We start from the raw sequence: 21,386 nt of genomic DNA, 5'->3' as shown, positions 1-21,386 counted from the left end.
CGCCACTCCGCCTTTAGGCCCTGCAGGCCATCATCAGGTCCTAAAAAATACAAAATTTCCTACTGAAAACAAAATACCTTAATTTGCCAAAATAGCCAGTAACTACTCAGATTTTGGGTAATGAAACCCTAAATCACTAACAACAAAAAATTAAAAATAATCCGGCGTTCAAATGCATGGCGCGCAATCCATGTTTGTGAGAGAAAGCCCATTTCGGCCCACCACGCTGCAGTTCTCCGAGGCAGTGCTAAAGCGGCCCGGATAAGCGTCGATGGACGGTGCGAGACCCCTTTTGCTCCTGAGCAGCCACGCACTCGCAGCAAACGGCGCAGGCACGCCGCGCTGCTGGTGCGGAGCAACCCGGATAGCCGCCGCGCATATTGTTTCGTACCATGGCCAGGCCGGCCCGGTCACTCCCGACCCGTCCGGCTCAAACCAGAGGCCATGGCATGCAAACCAGTCAAACCAGCCAAGCTAAAGAAACGCATTTCCATCTCGACACGCAGGATGGCCACCGGATAGAGGCGCACCGCTGGCAAGGCGGCGCCCCGCCCCGCGCCGTGGTGCAGATCGCCCATGGCATGGGCGAGCACTCGCTACGCTATCGCGCGCTGGCCGAGGTACTGGTTGCCGCCGGCTACGTGGTCTACGCCAACGAGCACCGCGGACACGGCGCGGATGCCGCGGCCAGCGGCACGCTGGGCGATTTCGGGCCGCGCGGCTTTGCCGCGCTGGTGGACGATATGGCCGTGCTGAGCCGGTACGTGCTGGAGCAGCATGACGGCTTGCCGCTGATCCTGTTCGGCCACAGCATGGGATCGTTCGCGGCCCAGTGCTATCTGGTCGAACACAGCGGCTTGCTGGCCGGGGTGTCGCTGTCGGGCACGACGGCGGTGGATTTGCTCGCTGCGGCCGCGCAGGCGGGCTTCAAGCTCGAAGACCTGAACGCGACGCTGCCCGACAGCCGCACGCCATTCGACTGGCTCAGCCGCGACCCGGCGCAGGTCGATGCGTATATCGCCGATCCGCTGTGCGGGTTCACGGTCATGCCGGAGTCGCGCGTCTCGATCTTCACCGAATGCGCGCGGCTGGCCCAGCCGGAAACGCTCACGCGCATCCGCCCGGCGCTGCCCATCTACCTGTTCACCGGCGACCACGATCCGGTCAACAATCGGCTGGCCTGGTTCGAGCCGCTGTGCGCGCGCTACCGCGCGGCGGGCCAGACGGACGTCACGTCCCACGTGTTCGGCGGGGCACGCCACGAAACGCTGAACGAAACCAATCGCGCGGAGGTGATGGCCGTCCTGTGCGCGTGGATCGAGCGGGTGGTGTCCGGCCGCTGACACCCACGGGCGCCTCAGCTCACCAGGCGCGCCTCGGTCAGGGCCTGCAACCCGGCCAGCGTCAGGCCCTCGGCCATGGCCTCCACCCGCAAGCCGTCCGGCGTCACGCTCATCACCGCCAGGTCGGTATAGATGCGGCGGACCACGCCGCGCGCGGTCAGCGGCAGGCTGCAGCGGTGCAGCAGGCGCGGGCGGCCGTCGCGCGTGGTGTGCTCCATCAGCACCCACACCTCGCGGGCGCCGAAAGCGAGTTCCATGGCGCCGCCCACCGCGGGCGGCGTAGCCGGGTCGCCCCGGCTCCAGTTGGCGAGGTCGCCGTTCTCCGCCACTTCGTAGGCGCCCAGGATGGCCAGGTCCAGATGGCCGCCGCGCATCATCGCGAAGCTCAGCGCGGAATCGAAGATCGCCGCGCCGGGGCGCAGCGTCACCGGCTGCTTGCTGGCATTGATCAGTTCGGGATTCTCCTGCCCGGCCGGCGGACGCGGTCCGAGATGGAGGATGCCGTTCTCGCTGTGCAGGAAGACCTCGCGCTCGGGCGGGATCATGTCGCCCACCTGGGTCGGCAGGCCGATGCCGAGATTGACGTAAGCGCCTGGCCGGATATCCTGCGCCGCGCGCCGGGCGATCTGTTCCCGGTTCCATCGCTTCATTTGGCGCTCCCCGCCCGTTCGGCTGCAACCGCGCGGACGACCCGGTGGACAAAGATGCCGGGCGTCACGATATGCTCGGGGTGCATGGCCCCGGCCTCGACCATGGCATCGACCTCCGCCACCACCATGCGCGCCGCCGTGGCCATGACCGGATTGAAGTTGCGTCCGGCCAGGTGATAGTCGAGATTGCCAAGCCGGTCGGCATGTCTGCCGCGGATCAGCGCGAAATCCGCGTGCAGTGGCAATTCCAGCACGTGCTGCACGCCATTGATCTCCCGCGTGTCCTTGCCCTCGGCGAGGACCGTGCCGGCAGTGATGGGGCAATAGAAACCGCCCAGCCCCGCGCCGGCGCAGCGGATGCGCTCCACCAGGGTGCCCTGCGCCACCAGTTCCAGCTCGACTTCGCCGCGCCGGTAGGCATCGCGGAAGGCCGTGGCGCCGGCTGTCAGCGGATACGAGCAGACCAGCTTGCGCACGCGCCCGGCTTCGATCAGGCTGGCCACGCCTTCGCCGTCATAGCCGGCGTTGTTGGAGATCACCGTGAGATCGCGCGCGCCATGCGCCAGCACCGCGTCGATCAAGCCGCGCGGCAGCCCCGCGCTGCCGAAGCCGCCCACCATCAGGATCGCCCCGTCATGCAGGCCGGCAACCGCCTCGCTGCAACCGGCTACTTCTTTGTTTGTCAATGCCATGCCCGACTTGCTCCCGATCCGCGCCGCGGCGTTGCCGCCGCCAAGCCACGCATCATGCATCGGCCAGGTCGATAGGTTCAAGTATCCAGGGATTAATTGTTGATAAGCTACGCTTATTTACCAAGGATCCGACAGGCCATCCGATGAACCTGGAACTCCGGCATTACCGATATTTCGTGGCGCTGGCCGAGGAACTGCACTTTGGGCGCGCAGCGGAACGCCTTGGCATCTCGCAGCCCGCGCTCAGCCAGCAGTTCCGGTGGATAGAGCAGGAGGCGGGTGCGCCCTTGCTCTCGCGCAGCAAACGCCGCCTGGCGCTGACCGAGGTGGGCACCGTTCTATATGACGAGGCGGCGGGGATCCTGCGGCAGGTGCAGCACGCCGAACTGGCGACCGCCAGCGCGAGCCGGGGCGATGCCGGCAGCGTCTCCATCGGATATGTCGCGTCCGCGGCGCTCTCGGGTTTGCTGCCGGGTCTGATCTATCGTTTTCGCCAGGCATACCCGGCGGTCCGGCTCGCTGTCCGGGAGTCCGATATGCCGCTGCAACTCGACGCCGTGGCGTGCGGGGAACTGGATATCGGCTTTATCCGGCCGCCGCTGCGGTCCTTGCCGGAAGGGCTGGCTCTATTCGATATCGCCATCGAACCGGTCGTGATCGCAATGCACGCCACGCACGCGCTGGCGCATCGCACGCGTATCGACGTGGCCCTGCTGCGCGACGAAACCTTTATCTGCACGCATACCGAACACGGCACCGGTTTCTATGCCATCACGCTCGCCATCTGCGGCAATGCCGGCTTCCAGCCGCGCGTGGAGGCCTTGTCGCGGCAGATGTCCACCATCATCGGCATGGTGGCGGCGGGCTTCGGCGTGGCGTTGATCCCGGCCTCGATGCGCGCGTTCGCGCCGCCCGATGTGGTATTCAAGCCGCTCGCGCGCAACGATGTGGTTTCGCACCTTGCCGTGATCCATCGGAAGAACGAGCGGTCGCCTTCGGTGTTGCGGATGGTGGAACGGTGCCGGGCCGCTCGGGATCATGCTTAGCCTGGGCGCATCGGCCGGCGGGATTGGTCGAATCACGCAGCCCGTGAAGTGTGGACCTCCACGGTGATATGCGACAGGCTGTCGAACTTCCGCAACTGCGAATGGTAGAACTGCGGTCCACGTAGCGGCTTGTCCGTGGCTACCGACACCACGGCGCTCAGGTGGCCTGGACCAATGCGCCAGACGTGCAGGTCGACCAGCTTGTCGCCATCGGCTTCGAGCAACGCCTTCATCCGGCTTGCCATGCGCCGGTCCGGGTTGATATCGACCAGGATGCCGCCCGTGTCGCGGATGAGGCCATACGACCAGTTGGCAATCACCAGCGCGCCCACGACACCGGCCAGCGGGTCCATCCAGAGCCAGCCGAACGTCTTGGCCAGCAGCAGGCCGACGATGGCCAGGACGGAGACGGCGGCATCGGCGACGACATGGATGTAGGCGGCCCGCATATTGTGGTCGCGGTGATGTGCGCCGTGTCCTTCCTGGTGACCATGCTCGTGCTCTTTGAATTCCACGACATGCTCGCCACCGGCAAGGCCGACCACCGCGGTAAATGCATGCGGCTCGGGAATCTCGGTGGTGGACTCCAGGAAATCTGCGTTGCGAAGCAGCGCAAATTCCTGGCGGCTACCGTCCGGCCGGATCGTGGTCACGGTCACCGCGTTGACCGGCAGGGCCAGGTTCTCCGTCTCAGCCGTGAGGCGAAACACCGGCGGCACGCCATCTTCGAAGATGGATAGGGCGAAGACACCCTCCGGCGTGGAAATACGCAGTACCTCCTCATCGTGGTCGTGCCCGGCACCGTGCGCGTGTCCATGGCCGTGGCCGTGGCTGTGTCCGTGGCTGTGTCCGTGATGGTCCCCGCCGCTCAACAGCCAGGCACTCGCGATATTCACCAGCAGGCCGACGACGGCGATGGGAATGGCTTCGTTGAAATGAATCGGCACGGGAGAGAAGAAGCGGACCACAGCCTCATAGGCGATCAGCAAGGCAATCATGGCCAGGACGATGGCGCTGGTGAACCCGGCGAGGTCGCCCAGCTTGCCTGTGCCAAAGACGAAGCGCGGGTCTTTGGCGTGGCGGCGCGCATAGGTGTAGGCGAGCGCTGCAATCAGCATGGCGCCGGCATGCGTCGACATATGCAGCCCATCCGCAACCAGGGCCAGTGAACCGAAGAGGCTGCCACCGACGATTTCGGCAACCATCATGAGGCTGCAGAGGACAATCACGGCCCAGGTCTTGCGTTCGTTTTTCTCGTGCCCCGCGCCGAGGAACACGTGGTCATGACCCGCCTCGAACGGGGCGTCGTAGAAATTGCTCATTGCTGGCTCACTTAAAGTAGCTGTGCACGACCTCGATGAGTTGCTCCCTGGCGTCGCCGTCAGGCTCGCCATGGGCAGGCCCGGCCTCGACAAGGTGCGTGCGGATGTGGTCTTCCAGTACCACCGCCAAAAGACCGTTCATGGCCCCGCGGCAGCTCGTAATCTGCTGCAGCACATCTGCGCAGCCTTGCTCTTCCTCGAGCGCGCGTTCGATGGCATCGATCTGGCCCCGTATGCGACGCACCCGGTTCAGCAGCTTCTGTTTCTCGCGGATCGTGTGACTCACGGCACCACCTCGAATATAGTGAGGGGGAGTATAGTTTATTTGCGATACGAGTTACTATGGCCTTGCCTGCCACCGGGTCTTGTTTTCCTGGAAAGTGGAAAGGCAAGACAAGCGGCGCTTTCTTATGAGGCGCTTCAAAAGGCGCTTTTTTTTAAGCGCGACGAGGCCTCCGGTTGCCCGTTGCGCGACAGTTGCCCCGATCATTCAGTAGCCGTTGACCTCACCCGCCCTTCAAACATGTCTGTCCGCACCGCTGCCCCGGCACTCGCCGCCGCGATACTCTTCGGCGCCAGCACGCCGCTAGCCAAGTTCCTCACCGGATCCGTGCCGCCGTTGCTGCTTGCAGGCCTGCTCTACCTTGGCAGCGGGCTTGGCCTGGGCGCGCTGCTATTGCTGCGGCGTCTGGCCTGGCCGCGACGCGACCACGCGGCCGGGGGCCCCGCCATCCCTCGCGCCGAAATCCCGTGGCTATTGGGCGCCATCCTGGCGGGGGGCGTGGCGGGACCAGCGCTCCTGATGGCCGGCCTTACCACCACCGGTGCGGCGTCGGCATCATTGCTGTTGAATGTGGAGGGGGTTTTCACGGCACTGATCGCCTGGATTGTGTTCCGGGAGAATGCGGACCGGCAGATTGTGCTGGGGATGTTCGCCATCGTCGCCGGCGGCGTTCTGCTTTCATGGCAAGCCGAGGGCGCGACGTTATCTCCGGGCGCACTCCTGGTTGTTGCTGCCTGCGCCTGCTGGGCCATCGACAACAACCTGACGCGGAAGGTCTCTTCCAACGACGCGGTCTTGATTGCCTGCATAAAGGGCTTGTTCGCCGGCGCTTGCAACACGGCGGTTGCGCTGGCGGCAGGTGCCAGGCTGCCCGAGGCCCTGCCCCTGGCCTCTGCCATGGTGGTTGGTTTTGCGGGCTATGGTGTGAGTCTGGCGCTCTTTGTCGTAGCGCTGCGCCACCTCGGCACGGCGAGAACCGGGGCATATTTTTCGGTCGCACCGCTTTTTGGCGTCATCCTTTCCTTCGCGCTCTGGCCCCAGGTGCCCGATCTTCTGTTCTGGCTTGCCGGCGGCTTGATGGCGATTGGCGTGTGGTTGCACCTTCGCGAGCGGCACGAGCACGAGCACACCCATGAGCCGATGATGCATACGCACGCCCATCGGCATGACGAACATCACCAGCATGCGCATGCATTCGCCTGGGATGGGAAGGAGCCGCATGTGCATCCTCACGTTCATGCGGCGATGAAGCACAGGCACTCGCATTATCCGGACATTCACCATCGGCATGGCCACTAGCGGCAGCCTGTTTGTCCGGGCATCGCTTGCCGGCTACCTCTCCGGCAGCGATGCCTCGGGCGCCTCGCCCTATGCCTTCACTGCTCCCTGATGGGCAACGCACGAATCCGCTTCTTCAGGCCGGTGATGGATGACGGCAAATGGCAGGACGCCGCCAAGATGCAGCGGGCAGAGGCGCAGGGGAATCCCGGCTCATCTCGCTGCGCATGGGATGGCATCTGCCGTGCTAGCGGTCCATACCGCTAGCACGGCTTTCGGCAACGCACGCGGGTCAATGCCCTTCCTCGATATTGAGGATTTTCCCCAAGCCCAGAAAATAGTTCGCAAAGGCAAGCACGCTAGCCGTCACGGCAATATAGACGACTGACAGTGCGGCCAGCGTCGGATCGGCAAACTCCCGGACATAGTTGTACATGGAAACGGGCAGTGTCTGCGTGTCTTGCGTTGTGACGAAAAGCGATGCGGTGAATTCACTGAACGACATGATCGCCGCAAACAACCAGCCGCCAAACAGCCCCGGCGCGAGCAGCGGAATCGTAATCGTGAAAAGCACCTTCAGCGGCGACGCACCGAGGCTTGCTGCCGCCTGTTCCAGCCTTGCGTCCAGGTTTTCCATGGAAACATAGACGCTCTTCAGCACGAACGGCAGCACCAGCATCACATGACACAGGATGACGACGCCATATGAGCGGTCTATGGAGGCCTGTGACACCAGGATGAGCAGGCCCAGCCCCAGCGTGAAGTGCGGCACCACGAGCGGAGAATGCACGATGGCCAGCAGCGTCTGCTTGCCGGGGAATTCCAGCCGTTTGACGGCAATCGACAGGCAGGTCCCGATCACCAGCGCAATGAACGAGGACCATCCGGTGATGACGAGGCTGGCGCGGAATCCATCCCGAAAATCCGGATAACTGAAGACGCGTGCAAACCATGTCAGCGAATAGGATTCAGGCGGGAACGTGATGATCGCCTTTTCGTTGAAGGCGGCGATCGTCACCACCACGACCGGCAGCAGCACGAATGCAAGCAGGATGGCGACGAGCAGGGGGCCCGCGACACGCAGCGGCAAAGGCAAAGCGCTTTTGATTCTCATTTCAGTGCCCTCCAATGGCTTTCAGCCGCTTGGTGAACAGCCCCAGGGAAAAGAGCGCTGCGGCCGTCAGCAGCAAGCCCATGACACTCAGGCTGGCCGCCAGCGGGAAGTTCATGGAAGCGAAGCCAAGCTGGTACACCAGCGTCGAAACCGTCGGCACGCGGCCTCCGCCAATCATCTGAGGCGTCGCAAAGGCGCTGAAGGTCCAGGCGAACGCTGTTGTGATGCCAGCCAGAATGCCTGGCATCGAAAGCGGAAGCGTGACCGTGAGGAAGGTCCTGACCGGGCCGGCACCCAGGCTCTGGGCGGCTTTTTCGTAGTCCCGGTCGATATGCGAAATTGCCGTGGCAAGCATCAGGACCACGACGGGAATCGTCACGTGCACCAGCGCGACCAGCACGCCCAGGTGCGTGAACATGAGTTCCAGCGGCCAGTCGATCAGGCCGAGCTTTCGCAGCGTGCCATTGATGAAGCCATTGCTGCCCAGGACGGCGATCCAGGAGTAGGTCCGGACGATTTCCCCCAGAAACAGGGGCGTGATGGACACCACGAGGATGAAGGACTTGAGCGCCCGGCTCCTGACGCGCACCAGGGCATAGGCCAGCGGGTACGCAACAAGCAGCGAAAACACGGTCGTCTCCACGCTCAGCCACAAGGTGTTGGAGAACGCGTCGAGATAGATCGACTTGGTCAAGCCGCTGAAGTTGGCGAACGTGAATCCGCCGACATCCAGGGAGCCGGGCACATACGCCCGGAAGCTGAACTGCAGGACCGCAATCAACGATACTGCGATGCACAGCGCGACAAGTACTGCTGGGGAGACCAGCCAGGCTCGTGGATCGGGGCGCATTCTTAAACCTTATTCCAGACGCTCAATCGGCGAGGGAGGATCGGCGCGGTGCATGGCCGCGGCGACCCGCCTTCCATACCCTTGCTATCGGGTTCAGTTCATGACGTTTTCAGTGAACCACTTCCGCCATTCCGCAGTCTTCTCGGCGCGCAGCTTGTGGTCCACGAGGATGGCCTGTTCCCACTGCTCCTTCGTCGTGAACACGCCGGGCAGCTTGGCGTCTTCAGGCGAAACCCTGGCGTCGTCGATGACGGGGCTCGCCTTCTTCAAGGCCACGATCTTCGACTGGACGTCCGGCGACAAGGCGATGTTCATGAACTTGTAAGCCAGATCGGCCTTGGTGGAGCCCTTCGTGATGGCCATGGTGTCGATGCCGAGCACTGCGCCTTCCTTCGGCGTGACCAACTTGATGGGCACACCCTGGCTGATCATGTGATAGGCGTTGATCGACAGGATGACCTGCACGGGCGTTTCGCCGGTGGCGATCAACTGCTGCGCATTGGCGTCATTGGTATAGAACGCCTTGAGGTTGGGCTTGAGCGCCTTGAGCTTGTCCTGGCCTTTTTCCCAGCTTTTCGCATCGCCGCCCGACAGCATGGCCGAAACCGCGACCACATGGCTCGGATCGAAGTCAGGCACGCCAATCTTGCCTTTCAGGGCCGGGCTCCACAGGTCGTTCCAGCTCTCGAACTTGATGCCGGGCGGCACCATGTCGGCGCGATAACCGATGGTATAGACATAGGCCCAACTGCCGATGTGATACGGGCTGATCCTGGCGCGATCGACAAGATGCTTGTAATTCGGAATCTTGCTCGTATCCAGCTTTTCAAAGAGATTGCCGTTGACGTAGAGCCAGCCAACGTGGGAAGTCGTGAAGGTGACGTCGCTCTCGGGCTTGGAGGCAAGCTTCGCCTTGTTCAGGCGGTCGATGGTGCCGCCCGTGATGTACTTGACCGGCACGCCGGTTTGCCGCGTGAATTCCTTGCCGATGCTTTCATCGATGAGGTCGCGGAAACTGCCGCCCCAGGTGCTCACCACCAAGGCTTCCTGGGCCCATGCCGCCGTACTGCCAAGCGTGGCGGAGAGCGCGCAAAGTGTCAAAAGCTTGCGAATCGTCATTTACTACCCCCAATCGAAAAGATAAACATCTCGAAAAGATAAACATCTGATAGAACTGGAAATACGCTGGAACGTGCCACTGATAAACGCAATCACAATGCAGAAGCGTTGCTGGCCAGGGCGGAGCGAGGCATGCGTGATCAGCGCAGGCGCACGCGTGGCCGCCGACAGTACACGTAGTACGGCAAGGCCATGCAACGACACATGAATCATGTTGATAGCGCCTTTTCATGCGCCACGTTGGTGCGACGCTTGTGCGACGCAAAAATAATGCCACCGCCGCAACAATTCAACGCCGTCATTCGATGCAACGACGCCGACGCCATTGCTCTGACGCAACGACTTTGACGCAATGACTTCGAATTACGGAGCCTATGATGTGAAAGTCGTACCATGCGGCCAAGTCGGCTTTTTCGTAGGGGTGCCTCACATTTCCCGATGGGGTTGTGGATTGTTCCGCCGTCTGGGACAGGTTAGCGGCCGTCTGAGGTTCGGTGGTATTCGGAAATTCCTAAACGGCCAGCCGGAAAATACAAATGGCGCCGCCAGCCGCTGCGCATGACCATGGACTCGGGGTGCATCGCCCCCAGCCTCCCGCCACCTGCTGAATCGACCTCAATCGACCTGAATCGACCATGAAGCATACCCGCATCCGCACCTTCAACACGAAGGTTACCTACCCTGAACAGAATCTGGACAACGACCTTTGCCAAGCCGTTGTCGCGCGAGGCAGTACCGTTTTTCTGCGAGGACAGATCGGCCAGAACCTCGACACCTCGGAGAGCGTGTGCATCGGGGACGTCGCCGGACAGGCGGAGCAGGCCATGGCCAACATCGCGATGCTGCTCAAGGAAGCCGGCGGCGAGCTCGAGGACATCTGCAAGATCACGATCTACATCATCGACCCGCGCTACCGCGAGGCGGTCTATCGCGTCGTGGGCCGCTGGCTGAAGGGTGTCTTCCCGGTTTCGACCGGCATCGTCGTATCCGCTCTGGCCCGCCCCGAGTGGCTGGTCGAGATCGACGCCACCGCTGTCATCCCCGACTGAGCTGCCATGACCTTTTCCATCATCGCGCGGTGCCCCGCCACCGGCCAGTTCGGCGCCGCCGTGGCGTCCTCGTCACCGGCGGTTGCCTCGCGCTGCATCCGCGGCCGCAAAGGGGTCGGCGCAGCCGCAAGCCAGAACATTACCGACCCGGATCTGGGTCCCCTCGCCCTGGACCTGATGGCCAGCGGCCTGACCCCGGAACGTGCCCTCGCCGAGCTGCAGAAGCGCCCCCATATCGAGTATCGCCAGCTCATGGCCATCGACGCGCACAACCCGCCGGTGGTTTTCACGGGTGCCAAGGCGCTGGGCACCCTGGCAAGCGTGGTCGGCACCCATGCCGCATGCGCGGGCAACATGCTGGCGACGCGTGACGTGCCCCAGGCCATGCTGTCGGCCTTCGAGCGGACCGAAGGCGCGCTGGCGGAACGGCTGATGCAGGCCATGCTCGCCGGCCAGGCCGCCGGCGGCGAGGAAGGTCCGGTGCACTCGGCAGGCCTGTTGGTTTACGATGCGCAGAACTGGCCTGTCGTGGATCTGCGCCTGGACTGGGTGGAAAACGATCCGGTCGAGACCCTCTATGCCGCCTGGCAGGTTTACGCGCCGCAGCTGAAGGACTATGTCAAGCGGGCGCTCGATCCCCGTGCGGCGCCCAGCTTCGGCGTTCCCGGAAACCTGTGATCTGGCCGACGCATCGAATGACAGCGTGACCGCGCCGGTCAGGCGGCCGGCGCTCGAAAGGGCAAACCTTCTCCAGTACACTGGACCGTTCACCTTTTCTTGATCTCGACATGCTCAATCGCATTTCCCTGCGCCAGATGGAGTATTTCGTCGCGACGGCGAAGCATGGCAGCATCGCCGCTGCGTCGACGCAAATCCATATCTCCTCTCCCTCGATCTCCGCAGCCATCGCCCATATCGAGGCCGAACTGGGCGTGCAGCTGTTCGTGCGCCATCCTTCCAAGGGCATTGGCCTGACCACCATCGGCAGGCTGGTCCTGCGTCACTGCGAAGATATGCTCGGACGGTCGTCCCGACTCTATGAAATCGCCTCCGATTCGAGCGACGTCATCCAGGGCACCTTGCGGGTGGGAAGCTTCCAATCGCTCACGGCCATGATTGCGCCCGAGGTCATCTTCGGCTTTTCGCGCGCCTTCAGCAAAATCGAGCTGCAGATGGTCGAAGGCGATCAGGAGGTCTTGATGAACAAGCTCCATGGGCTCGAGATCGACCTGGCGATCACCTACGACCTGAACCTTGGCGATGACATCCAGTTCGAGAGCCTGGCGACGATGCCGCCCTATGTCCTGGTGAGCGAGGTCCATCCGCTGGCGCAGCAGAGAGTCGTCTCCTTCGAAGAGCTGGCGCCCGAACCCTACGTCCTGCTCGATATGCCGATGAGCCGGGACTATTTCGCCTCCCTGTTTGAAAAGGCCGGCGTGACGCCGAACATCGCGGCGCGTTCGCAGTCCACGGAAGTAGTCCGGTCCATGGTCGCCAACGGAATTGGCTACGCGCTCTTCAATGTGCGCCCCAAATCCAATCAGTCGCTCGATGGAAAACGCATGGTGCGGGTCCGCCTTGCCGGTACCCATCGGCCCATGCTGCTCGGCCTGGCGACTTACAAGCCGATGAAACAGTCAAGATTGACGAGAGTCTTCATGGAACGCTGCCGCGCTTATATCTCCGACCAATACATCCCGGGAATGAGCGCTCCAAGCTACTTCGATCCCCATATTGCAGCGCCCTGAAACCGGCGTCCTGAAGCGCCAACTTCACCGGTCATGCCGTATCCGGCAACGCCCCAACAAAATGGCCAGAGATGGAAAATCAAACCTCCTCCGCAAGCGTCCCGCTCCTGGAGACGCTCATTTCTTTCGCATCGGTTTCCCTGACGCCAAACATCGCGCTCATCCACAAGGTCCAGGATATCCTGGCGCAAGCCGGCATCGAATCGATGCTCGCGCCCGACCCGCAAGACCCCAGCCGATCCAATCTGTTTGCAACGGTCGGTCCGGTGGGCGTTCCGGGCGTCCTGCTCTCCGGCCATACCGATGTGGTGCCGGTGGAAGGCCAGCCCTGGACTTCGCCCCCTTTTGAGGCAACGCACCGGGATGGCCGCATCTACGGACGCGGCACAGCCGACATGAAAGGCTTCGTGGCCTGCGCCGTCACCGCCATGGTGGCAGCCGCTCGGCAGCCGCTCCAGCGCCCCTTGCAGCTAGCGCTGTCCTTCGATGAGGAAATCGGCTGCGTTGGCGTGCGCCACCTGCTGCGCCGCCTGGAGAACAGCATCCCCGCACCCTACCTGTGCCTTGTCGGCGAGCCGACCCTGATGCGGATCGGCACCGGTCACAAGGGCAAGGCTGCCTACCGGGCCGTCTGCTGCGGCCAGGCCGGCCACTCAGGCCTGGCGCCCAGGTTCTTCAACGCCATCCACATGGCCAGCGACCTCGTCGCATCCCTGCGGGACGTGCAGCGTGAACTGGCGGAAAGCGGCCCGCGCGACGAGGGCTACGGCGTGCCCTACAGCACGGTCCACGCCGGCCTCATCCATGGCGGCCGCGCCTTGAACATCGTGCCCAGCGAATGCGAAGTCGGCTTCGAGATTCGCAATGTCTCGGAAGATAAACCCGAGGAGATCCTGAAGCGCGTCCTGGAACGCCTGGCCGAGCGCGTCAAGAATGAGGCGCTGGATCCTGCGGCGCCCTTGCCAGACATCCAGATGACGAACAGCTATCCAAGCCTGAACACCCGCGAGGATTCGCCCGCTGTCGGCCTGCTCGCCTCGCTGCTCCCCCCGGGCGCCCCATGCACCAAGGTGGACTATGGCAGCGAGGGTGGATTGTTCCAGCAGAGCTGGAACGAAACGCCAGTGCTGATCTGCGGGCCTGGGAGCATTGAAGTCGCACACAAGGCCGACGAGTATGTGGAGCTGGCGCAGATCGAAGCCTGCGACCGCATGCTGGCCGGCCTCGTGGAGTTTCTCTGTCAATGAATCCTGGCGTCCAGGCCAGCTTCGGCCCGGACGCCTCAGAGACGCCATCAAATTGAAGCGAAGCGGTTCTGGCTAGGCACGCGGCCGCAGACACTCATGGAACATGCGCGGCACGCGCTTTCTCGCCAGGCTGCGCAGGTCTTCAATGCACGTCATCGCGGCCATGGGAACTCCCTTGAAAAAACAAAAAGCTGCCGGATCACCCGATCCGGCAGCTCGTCCGTGCAACCTCGTTACCAATGGCAGGTCACCGTGCAGCCTCAAGAACAGCTTCAAGAACAGGCTCAAGACCGCTCATACGTCATATAGCCATTCTGGAGGACGATATGGTCAGCGATGTATTTCGCATCGTGCCAGACGCCATAGATGAAGGACGACGCCCGGTTGACCAGATTCGGCAGGCCCAGGAAATAGATACCGCCTTCTGCGGAGATGCCGCGCTTGTGGAACGGATCGCCCTTCTCGTCGAACGCATTCTTCACGTTCAGCCAGTTGAAATCAAACTTGAAACCGGTCGCCCAGAGAATCGTGGTGATGCCGGCTTCGGCCAGGTCGAGGCTGAGGATCGGGTTCTTCAGGCACTCCGGGTCCGGCAGCAGCTCCCAGGCGTCAGGTTCCGGCGGAAACGGCAGGCCATTCTCTTCGATATAGGCATCCGCTTCGCGCAGCACGTCGAAGTAGGCGCGGTCGCCTTCGGCGACGTTCTCGGGCAGGCCTGGCTCGAACGTCATGACGCCATCCTTGTAGGATTGAGTCAGGCCGACCAGGTTGATGCCCGCGTGCGCCAGGCGCCGGAAATCGACGGTCTTGCCGCCTTCATAGCCGCTCACGGCGAAAGCGACGTGCGCCTTCTTGGGCCGGATCCTCACTTCATCCCACAGGCCGAGCGCGCCCAGCCACCAGCAGTAGTCACGGCCACGGTACGCGCGCGGCGGGCGGTAATGCTCGCCGACCGAGAGATAAACCGTCTTGCCGGCCTGGCGCAGCTCTTCGGCGATCTGCGAGCCGGAAGCGCCCGCGCCCACCACGAGCACCGCGCCTTCCGCCAATTGGCCCGGATTCTTGTAGGAGGAGGAATGCAGCTGCTGGATTTTTTCGCTCTCAGGCACGATCTTCGGATAGGCCGGCGTCTGGAACGGGCCGGTTGCGGCAACGACGTTGTCTGCGTCGATGATGCCCTCGGAAGTGGTCACCCTGAAGCCGGGACGCCCTTGATGCCGTTCCACCTGCTTGACTTCCACGCCGGTACGGACCGGCGCCTTCAGCATGGCGGCATAGCCCTCGAAATACTGGGCCATGCGCTCTTTCGGCGGAAAGGCCTCCGGCGAAATGCCCTCGAATTTCATGCCGGGAAAACGGTCATGCCAGGCCGGTCCATTCGCGACCAGAGAATCCCAACGTTCCGAGCGCCAGCGCTCTGCGATTCGGCTGCGTTCCAGCACAACATGCTGCACACCCATGTGCGCGAGATGCTCACTCATCGCGATGCCCGCCTGGCCACCACCGACCACCACGGTGTTGATTTTTTCCACTGACATTTGAATTTCCTAAAAATAACCGCCCCGGTCGGTCGCCCCGGAACGGAAGCTTCGACAGCAAGGCGTACTGGCGCCCTGGAGACATCGCTCATCGACGGTGGCCAGTTTGATGAAGCCCACATCGTTTGAAAATCACCTTTTTTCAAACTCAGGACTTAGGAAAAAGCAAAGCGCCGGCCGAAGGGTGCCGCACCGCCCCCCGCACGCGCGCACCACAAGGCGTTCCGGGCCGTCGCATCCGTGCCGCCTGCGCCTGAAAACGGGCATTTCGTTTTTTCCGAGGGGCCGCATCAGTTTCGGCAAAGTCCCGATTCCGGCTGTTTGCCTTATCCTGCTTGCCAGTACCAGCTCGGCCTCGATGTCATTGGGCCCAAGCCTGGAGCACGGCATACTCCTCAATCCCCGTACAACTATGAACGTAGCCAACGCCGAGCCTGCCGCACAGCAACACCACGCACAGCCCGATACCGCCGTCAGCCTTGAACGGGTGGTCAAGAAGTATCACGACCACACCGTGCTGCACGAGCTCTCGCTGAAGATACGGCGCGGGGAATTCCTCACCCTGCTGGGCCCGTCCGGCTGCGGCAAGACGACGCTCCTCAACCTCATCGCCGGCTTTGCGGAAGCCGACACCGGCGAGATTTTCATCGATGGCCAGCCGGTGACGTGCGAGCCGCCGCACAAGCGGCAGATCGGCATCGTCTTCCAGAACTACGCGCTCTTTCCCCACATGACCGTCGAGCGCAATATCGGCTATGGCCTGCGCATGCGGGGCGTGGGCAAGGACGAAATCGCACAGCGCGTGAAGCAGGTGACGGACCTGGTAAAGCTCGACGGCCTCGGGCACCGCAAGCCCCGCGAACTCTCGGGCGGCCAGCAGCAGCGCGTGGCGCTGGCGCGGGCGCTGGTGATCCAGCCCAAGGTACTGCTGCTGGACGAGCCCTTCTCGGCACTGGACAAGAACCTGCGCGGCGCCATGCAGGTCGAGATCCGGGAAATCCAGCGCCGCTTGGGCCTGACCACGGTATTCGTCACCCACGACCAGGGCGAGGCGCTGGCCATGTCCGACCGGATCGCGGTGATGTCGAACGGCATCATTCGGCAGATCGCGTCGCCGGCCGATCTGTATCAGAACCCGCAAGACCCGTTCGTGGCGTCCTTCCTGGGCGACGTGAACATCCTGCCGGCGCATTATCACGGCCAGACGGCAACGGACGTGCAACTGCGCCTGGGCTCGGGCCTCATCAGCGTCCCGCATGCCCGCCTGGCCGACGCATCGCACGACGGGGAAAGGCTGGACGTGTACGTGCGCCCGGAGCACATCAAGCTTGAGCATCTGCATGCCGAATCGGTGTTGAGCGGCACGGTGATCAATCACGTCTACCAGGGCGATCACATCAATACGTTCATCGACGTGGACATTCCGATGACGGCCCGTCAGGTCGTCACGGTGCGCAGTGCGGGCCTGAGCGCCATGCAGCAATGGCCCATCGGCTCGGTCGCGGGACTTGCGCTGCCCGACGAGGGTGTCAGCATTTTCAGTCCGCGGAAGCGGACGTAAGAACAGATGCAAGATCGCAACGCGAAGGCACAGCACAACGCGTCAGACAACGCAGCCTGAGAGAACACACCCATGACCAGTCTCCCCCTCTCCATGCAAGCCATCATCGCCCGTGAACCCGGCGACGCCAGTGTGTTAACGCTGGCCGAGCGCCCCATGCCCGAGCCCGGTGCTGGCGAAGTCCTGCTGCGCGTGCTCGCCGCCGGCGTCAACCGGCCCGACATCATGCAGCGTCAAGGTATCGCGAAGCCCGCGCCCGGCATCACCGACGTGCTCGGCCTGGAAGTCTGCGGCGAAGTGGTCGCCTGCGGTCCCGGGGTGGACAGCCGGTTGATGGGTCAGCAGCTGATGAGCCTGGTGCCCGGCGGCGGCTATGCGCCGTGGTGTACGGCGCCGGTCGATCAGTCCTTCATCGTGCCCGGCACGCTTTCCGACGCCGAGGCAGCCGCCTTGCCCGAGGGGCTGTTCACCGTGTGGCACAACCTGTTCGAGCTGGGCCGCCTGGCCATGGGCGAAACCGTCCTGATCCACGGTGCAGCCGGCGGCATCGGCACGCTCGCGATCCGCATGGCGCATGCCGCCGGCGCAACCGTCATCGTCACGGACAACGACGAAAGCCGTTTTCCGGAACTGCGCGCCATGGGCGCCGATGCGACGATCTGCTGGCCCACCACCGATTTCACCGAGGCCTGCCTGGAGTACACCGATGGGCGCGGGGTCGACGTGGTAATCGACATCGTCGGCGGCGACTATGTCCGCCGCAATCTTGCCGCCATGGCCTTCGGCGGCCGCCATGTCAGCCTGTCCTTCATGCAGGGTTCGGCGGTCAATGTCGAACTGCTGACGCTGATGCAGCGCCAGGTGAGCCTGCACTCGTCCACCATGCGCCCCCAGAGCCATGTTGAAAAGACCCGGATGGCCCAGAGCATTGCCCGCCATGTCATCCCGCTGCTGAAAAACGGACGGGTCAAGCCGCGCATCCACGCCACCTTCCCGCTCGCGGAGGCGGTCGCTTCCCACCAGATGCTGGAAAGCGGCAAGGTCTTCGGCAAACTGGTCCTGATCCCCTAGAGCCTGTCATCCAACAAAGCATGCTGAAACTTCTTTTCGCTCCGACCTCGCCATTCGTGCGCAAGGTCATGGTCTGCGCACACCTGACGGGGCAGGCCGGATACATCGAGCTGCTGGACAGCGCCGCCCATCCGGTGCGGCGCGACCCGCGCATCGCGGCCCACAACCCGCTCGCCAAGGTCCCGACGCTGATCCTGGAAGATGGCCAGGCCATCTATGACAGCCGGGTGATTTGCGAGTACCTGGCCAGCCGGGCAGACGCCGCGGACATCTTTCCCGCCTCCGGCCCCGCGCGGTGGACGGCCCTGACCCGCCAGGCGCTCGGCGATGGCCTGCTCGACGCCGCGCTGCTCGCGCGCTACGAACGGACGGCGCGCCCCGAAGAAGTCCAGTGGCCCACGTGGCGCGAAGCGCTGCTGACAAAGGTCAGCGCCTGCCTCGAGTCAATCGACGCCATCGCACCGGACCTGGTGGAAGCACAGCCCACCATCGGTGAAATCACCATCGGCTGCGCGCTGGGGTATCTGGACTTCCGGTTTCCCGAATTCGATTGGCGCGCCCAATACGGCAACGCGGCACGCTGGAATGAGGCTTTCCAAAGCCTGCCCGCCATGCAGGCCACGCGCCCCCGCGAAGGTTGAGATACAGAGGTTGGAACATGAGCGAAAAGATCACCATCTGGTTCCTGAACGGCCCCAACGCCAATCTTTATGGCCTGGACGCCAACAAGACGTACGGCAGCGACAGCTTTCCGGTGCTGCAGTCACGATGCGAGCAAATGGCCGCGTCCCTGAATGCCGACCTGCGCTTTCTGCAGTCGAACTACGAGGGACAACTGGTCGACTGGATCCAGGAAGCGCGTGGCGTGGCGGACGGCATCATCATCAATGCGGCCGGCCTGACCTACTCGTCGATTCCGATCCTCGATGCCTTGCTGTCTTTCCCCGGCAAGATCATCGAAACCCATATGAGCAACATCTGGAAGCGCGAGCCGTTCCGCCACCACTCCTACATCTCCAAGGTGGCGGATGGCGTGATCGCCGGGCTGGGCGGCGACGGCTACGAATTTGCCATCGAGGCCGTCACGCGGCTGGTGCAGAAGGGCAGGGCAGCGGTCTGATTTCCCATACGCACGCGGAACGGCAGCAAGATGTACTCTCGCTGCCGTCCTCGCCATTTTTCTCAATGCGGTTGCCAAGATGCCAATTTCTGAAGACACTCCCTCGGGCGCGCTGGCCTTCTACAGCGCATTCGACGATTTCGACACGTGGAAGCGCGCGCTCCAGGCCCAGCTCCCGAATCTGAAGGTCATTCACTCCAGCGAAATCACCCGGCCGGCCGACATTCACTACGCGCTCGCCTGGAAACCGCCGGAGAATTTTTTTGCCGGGATGACGAACCTGCGCCTGATCGTCAACCTGGGGGCGGGGGTTGATTCACTGGTTCAGCGGCAGGATCTTCCCCAAGGCATTCCGATCACACGGCTCACGGACCCGCAGATGGCGCGCATGATGGCGGGGTACGTGCTGTTCTCTGTGCTGCGGCACGCCCGGGACATCCCGTACTTCGAGCAGGCGCAGCGGCGGGGCGAGTGGGCCTACCGTCATCCCCGTTCTCCGGAAGACACCCGCGTGGCGGTTCTGGGGCTCGGTCAGCTGGGCGCGAAAGCGGCCCACGAACTGCAGCGCCAGGGGCTCAAGGTGATCGGCTGGTCGCGCAGCCCGGCGCAGATCGAAGGCGTGGAGTGCTTTGCCGGACTGGAAACACTCGACACCGTGCTCGGACAGGCGGAGATTGTCGTCGTGATGCTGCCGCTCACGCCGCAGACGGCTGGCATCCTGGATCGGGCGCGACTCGAGCGGCTGCCGCGAGGCGCGGCCTTCATCAACGTTGCGCGGGGCGCACTGGTCGATCAGGCGGCGCTGACGGACCTGCTCCAAAGCGGCCACATCGGCGGGGCAACCCTGGACGTTTTCGAGCGCGAACCTTTGCCTGCCGGGGATCCGCTGTGGAGCATGCCCAATGTGCTGATCACACCCCACCTGGCTTCGGTGGCGATTCCGTCATCGGCGGCAAGACAGATTGCGGAAAATATTATCCGCGTTTCCGCCGACGAATCGCCGGACAACATCATCGATCCAGCACGCGGATATTGAGGTATGGACTACGTCCGGCGCAGGGTGTCATCGCGACAGTCAAGCTCCTTTCGCTGAACGCCAGCGAAAGGAACAAGTTCCGGCTTTACGCTAATCCATTGTCGTGCTCTCCGGGCAGTGGCGCATCGAAGCAGGAGCATATCAAGTGGCGCTGGCGCGTTCTGCCACTGATGTTGCGCTTTGTGCTTTGGCTGACCTCAGGGAGCGGGAGCTCGGCTGATGAGAGCATCGGGAGCGGAAGGCAAATGGAATCTCGACCGCAATGTGTGGGTTCCGGCCTTCCGCTGGTCATGGATGGGCTTTCTGCGATGCTTCGCCGCTCAGCCTCAAGCCTTCAACTGCTCCCTGATGGGCAACGCACGAATCCGCTTGCCGGTAGCCGCGAAGATCGCGTTGCACAGCGCCGGCGCGATGGTCGGCACGGCGGGCTCGCCGACGCCGCCTAGCGGCGCATTGAACTTGCCCGGCACCAGGTGCACATGGATCTGGCGCGGCGCCGACGATGCGCGCATCACCTCGTACTGGTGGAAGTTGTCCTGCTGGACACGCCCGTCCTTGAAGGTGATCTCACCCGTGGTGGCGAGGCTGATGCCCATGATGCAGGCGCCTTCCACCTGGGAGCGGATGCGGTCCGGATTGATCTGCGCCCCGCAGTCCACCGCCACGTCGATGCGAGGGACGCTGATGCCACCGTCCTTGTCGACCGCCACCTCGATCACCGCAGCCACATAGGTCACGAAGCTGTAGCAGACCGCCAGCCCCAGGCCGCGGCCCTTCGGCAGCGTCTTGCCCCAGCCGGCCTCGCGCGTGGCCAATTCGATCACCCTGCGCAGGCGGCCGGTATCGAGCGGATACTGCTGCGGCGATTCGCCGTAGTTCCAGGCGTCGGAGAGTTGCGCGGGGTCGATGCGGCGGTCCGGTCCCAGCAAGGCCAGCAGGTAGTCGCGATGATCGCGCCCGGCAGCCGTGGCCAGTTCGGCCGCGAAGGATTGCACGGCGAAGGCGTGGGGGATATTGGAAACCGAACGGAACCAGCCGATGCGCGTATGTGCTTCGACCTCGGGGTTTTCCACGCGCACGTTGGGAATATCGAAGGGCATGTTCACCGCGGACATGCCCAGCTCGAACGGTGCCTCGTTCCTGGCGCCGGCGGCGAAGATCGAGCCGATGGTGGAAGCCGCCGTGCGGTGCAGCCACGCTTGCGCGCGGCCGTCGGCGGACAAGATGGCTTCCATATGCTCGACGGAGACGGTGTGGAAGTAATCGTGATGCAGGTCGTCGTCGCGCGTCCAGGTCACCTTGACCGGCTTGCCGCCCAT

Annotated in this window: 21 protein-coding genes; 12 read left to right on the top strand and 9 right to left on the bottom strand. The window is 63.3% G+C overall.

All coding sequences use genetic code 11. The features are described 5' to 3' along the window. Positions 1–449: 449 nt before the first annotated feature. Positions 450–1,343, top strand: coding sequence for an alpha/beta fold hydrolase (locus P3W85_RS06275; protein ID WP_276264141.1), 894 nt, complete (start codon positions 450–452; stop codon positions 1,341–1,343). Between the two features lie 14 nt (positions 1,344–1,357). Here P3W85_RS06275 and P3W85_RS06270 read toward each other — a convergent pair whose 3' ends face one another. Continuing rightward, positions 1,358–1,993, bottom strand: coding sequence for a 3-oxoacid CoA-transferase subunit B (locus P3W85_RS06270; protein ID WP_276264140.1), 636 nt, complete (start codon positions 1,991–1,993; stop codon positions 1,358–1,360). Beyond that, positions 1,990–2,679: a CoA transferase subunit A gene (locus tag P3W85_RS06265; protein ID WP_430869505.1), complete on the bottom strand. Its 690-nt coding sequence runs from the start codon at positions 2,677–2,679 to the stop codon at positions 1,990–1,992. The genes P3W85_RS06270 and P3W85_RS06265 overlap by 4 nt, the downstream gene beginning before the upstream one ends. A 149-nt stretch (positions 2,680–2,828) precedes the next feature. Here P3W85_RS06265 and P3W85_RS06260 point away from each other — a divergent pair, with 149 nt between their 5' ends. Next, positions 2,829–3,731 carry a LysR family transcriptional regulator gene (locus P3W85_RS06260; protein WP_276264138.1) on the top strand — a complete coding sequence of 301 codons (903 nt, stop codon included), beginning with the start codon at positions 2,829–2,831 and terminating at the stop codon, positions 3,729–3,731. A 32-nt stretch (positions 3,732–3,763) separates the two neighbouring features. Here the strand turns inward: P3W85_RS06260 and dmeF are convergent, their stop codons facing one another. Together dmeF and P3W85_RS06250 are read right to left on the bottom strand one after the other, a co-directional pair. Next, positions 3,764–5,053 (bottom strand): CDF family Co(II)/Ni(II) efflux transporter DmeF, encoded by a 1,290-nt coding sequence (gene dmeF, locus P3W85_RS06255; RefSeq protein ID WP_276264143.1) that lies wholly within the window; start codon positions 5,051–5,053, stop codon positions 3,764–3,766. Positions 5,054–5,060: 7 nt separating this feature from the next. After that, positions 5,061–5,339: a metal/formaldehyde-sensitive transcriptional repressor gene (locus P3W85_RS06250; protein WP_017227233.1), complete on the bottom strand. Its 279-nt coding sequence runs from the start codon at positions 5,337–5,339 to the stop codon at positions 5,061–5,063. Between the two features lie 237 nt (positions 5,340–5,576). On the opposite strand from P3W85_RS06250, the gene P3W85_RS06245 reads away from it, so the two are divergent. Beyond that, positions 5,577–6,635 (top strand): DMT family transporter, encoded by a 1,059-nt coding sequence (locus P3W85_RS06245; protein WP_276264142.1) that lies wholly within the window; start codon positions 5,577–5,579, stop codon positions 6,633–6,635. 271 nt (positions 6,636–6,906) lie between these two features. Here the strand turns inward: P3W85_RS06245 and P3W85_RS06240 are convergent, their stop codons facing one another. The 3 genes from P3W85_RS06240 to P3W85_RS06230 form a co-directional block, all read right to left on the bottom strand. Further along, positions 6,907–7,728, bottom strand: a complete 822-nt coding sequence (locus P3W85_RS06240; RefSeq protein WP_276264137.1) for an ABC transporter permease — start codon at positions 7,726–7,728, stop codon at positions 6,907–6,909. Between the two features lies 1 nt (position 7,729). Further along, positions 7,730–8,578 carry an ABC transporter permease gene (locus P3W85_RS06235; protein WP_276264136.1) on the bottom strand — a complete coding sequence of 283 codons (849 nt, stop codon included), beginning with the start codon at positions 8,576–8,578 and terminating at the stop codon, positions 7,730–7,732. Positions 8,579–8,671: 93 nt separating this feature from the next. Further along, positions 8,672–9,697 (bottom strand): ABC transporter substrate-binding protein, encoded by a 1,026-nt coding sequence (locus P3W85_RS06230; protein ID WP_276264135.1) that lies wholly within the window; start codon positions 9,695–9,697, stop codon positions 8,672–8,674. Positions 9,698–10,332: 635 nt separating this feature from the next. Between P3W85_RS06230 and P3W85_RS06225 the strand changes: the two genes are divergently transcribed. The 4 genes from P3W85_RS06225 (at position 10,333) to argE (ending at position 13,741) form a co-directional block, all read left to right on the top strand. Next, entirely contained in the window at positions 10,333–10,746 is a 414-nt protein-coding gene (locus P3W85_RS06225) for a RidA family protein (protein WP_017227239.1), read from the top strand. 6 nt (positions 10,747–10,752) lie between these two features. Beyond that, on the top strand, positions 10,753–11,424 hold the full coding sequence (locus P3W85_RS06220; RefSeq protein ID WP_276264134.1) for a DUF1028 domain-containing protein: 672 nt from the start codon (positions 10,753–10,755) through the stop codon (positions 11,422–11,424). Positions 11,425–11,534: 110 nt separating this feature from the next. Further along, the gene (locus tag P3W85_RS06215; RefSeq protein ID WP_017227241.1) at positions 11,535–12,494 is read left to right on the top strand and encodes a LysR family transcriptional regulator; all 960 of its coding nucleotides are present in this window, start codon (positions 11,535–11,537) and stop codon (positions 12,492–12,494) included. A 71-nt stretch (positions 12,495–12,565) separates the two neighbouring features. Continuing rightward, complete coding sequence (gene argE, locus P3W85_RS06210) at positions 12,566–13,741, top strand: acetylornithine deacetylase (protein ID WP_276264133.1); 1,176 nt, start codon at positions 12,566–12,568, stop codon at positions 13,739–13,741. 284 nt (positions 13,742–14,025) lie between these two features. Here the strand turns inward: argE and P3W85_RS06205 are convergent, their stop codons facing one another. Next, on the bottom strand, positions 14,026–15,279 hold the full coding sequence (locus tag P3W85_RS06205) for a flavin-containing monooxygenase (RefSeq protein ID WP_276264132.1): 1,254 nt from the start codon (positions 15,277–15,279) through the stop codon (positions 14,026–14,028). A gap of 412 nt (positions 15,280–15,691) precedes the next feature. Here P3W85_RS06205 and P3W85_RS06200 point away from each other — a divergent pair, with 412 nt between their 5' ends. The 5 genes from P3W85_RS06200 to P3W85_RS06180 all read left to right on the top strand — a co-directional run bounded on the left by P3W85_RS06200 (position 15,692) and on the right by P3W85_RS06180 (position 20,067). Next, positions 15,692–16,840, top strand: coding sequence for an ABC transporter ATP-binding protein (locus P3W85_RS06200; RefSeq protein WP_276264131.1), 1,149 nt, complete (start codon positions 15,692–15,694; stop codon positions 16,838–16,840). A 72-nt stretch (positions 16,841–16,912) separates the two neighbouring features. Continuing rightward, the gene (locus tag P3W85_RS06195; protein WP_276264130.1) at positions 16,913–17,911 is read left to right on the top strand and encodes an NAD(P)H-quinone oxidoreductase; all 999 of its coding nucleotides are present in this window, start codon (positions 16,913–16,915) and stop codon (positions 17,909–17,911) included. A 20-nt stretch (positions 17,912–17,931) separates the two neighbouring features. Next, complete coding sequence (locus P3W85_RS06190) at positions 17,932–18,552, top strand: glutathione S-transferase (RefSeq protein ID WP_276264129.1); 621 nt, start codon at positions 17,932–17,934, stop codon at positions 18,550–18,552. Positions 18,553–18,569: 17 nt separating this feature from the next. Continuing rightward, entirely contained in the window at positions 18,570–19,031 is a 462-nt protein-coding gene (locus tag P3W85_RS06185; RefSeq protein ID WP_276264128.1) for a type II 3-dehydroquinate dehydratase, read from the top strand. A 79-nt stretch (positions 19,032–19,110) separates the two neighbouring features. Further along, complete coding sequence (locus P3W85_RS06180; protein ID WP_276264127.1) at positions 19,111–20,067, top strand: 2-hydroxyacid dehydrogenase; 957 nt, start codon at positions 19,111–19,113, stop codon at positions 20,065–20,067. A gap of 326 nt (positions 20,068–20,393) precedes the next feature. On the opposite strand, the gene P3W85_RS06175 is transcribed toward P3W85_RS06180, so the two are convergent. After that, positions 20,394–21,386, bottom strand: a 993-nt coding sequence (locus P3W85_RS06175; protein WP_276264126.1) for a xanthine dehydrogenase family protein molybdopterin-binding subunit, incomplete at its 5' end; no start/stop codon positions are given.

This window comes from Cupriavidus basilensis (assembly GCF_029335485.1).
GTDB lineage: Bacteria > Pseudomonadota > Gammaproteobacteria > Burkholderiales > Burkholderiaceae > Cupriavidus > Cupriavidus basilensis_E.
Note: the sequence above shows the minus strand (reverse complement) of the source record. Positions and strands in the feature narration are given on the sequence as shown.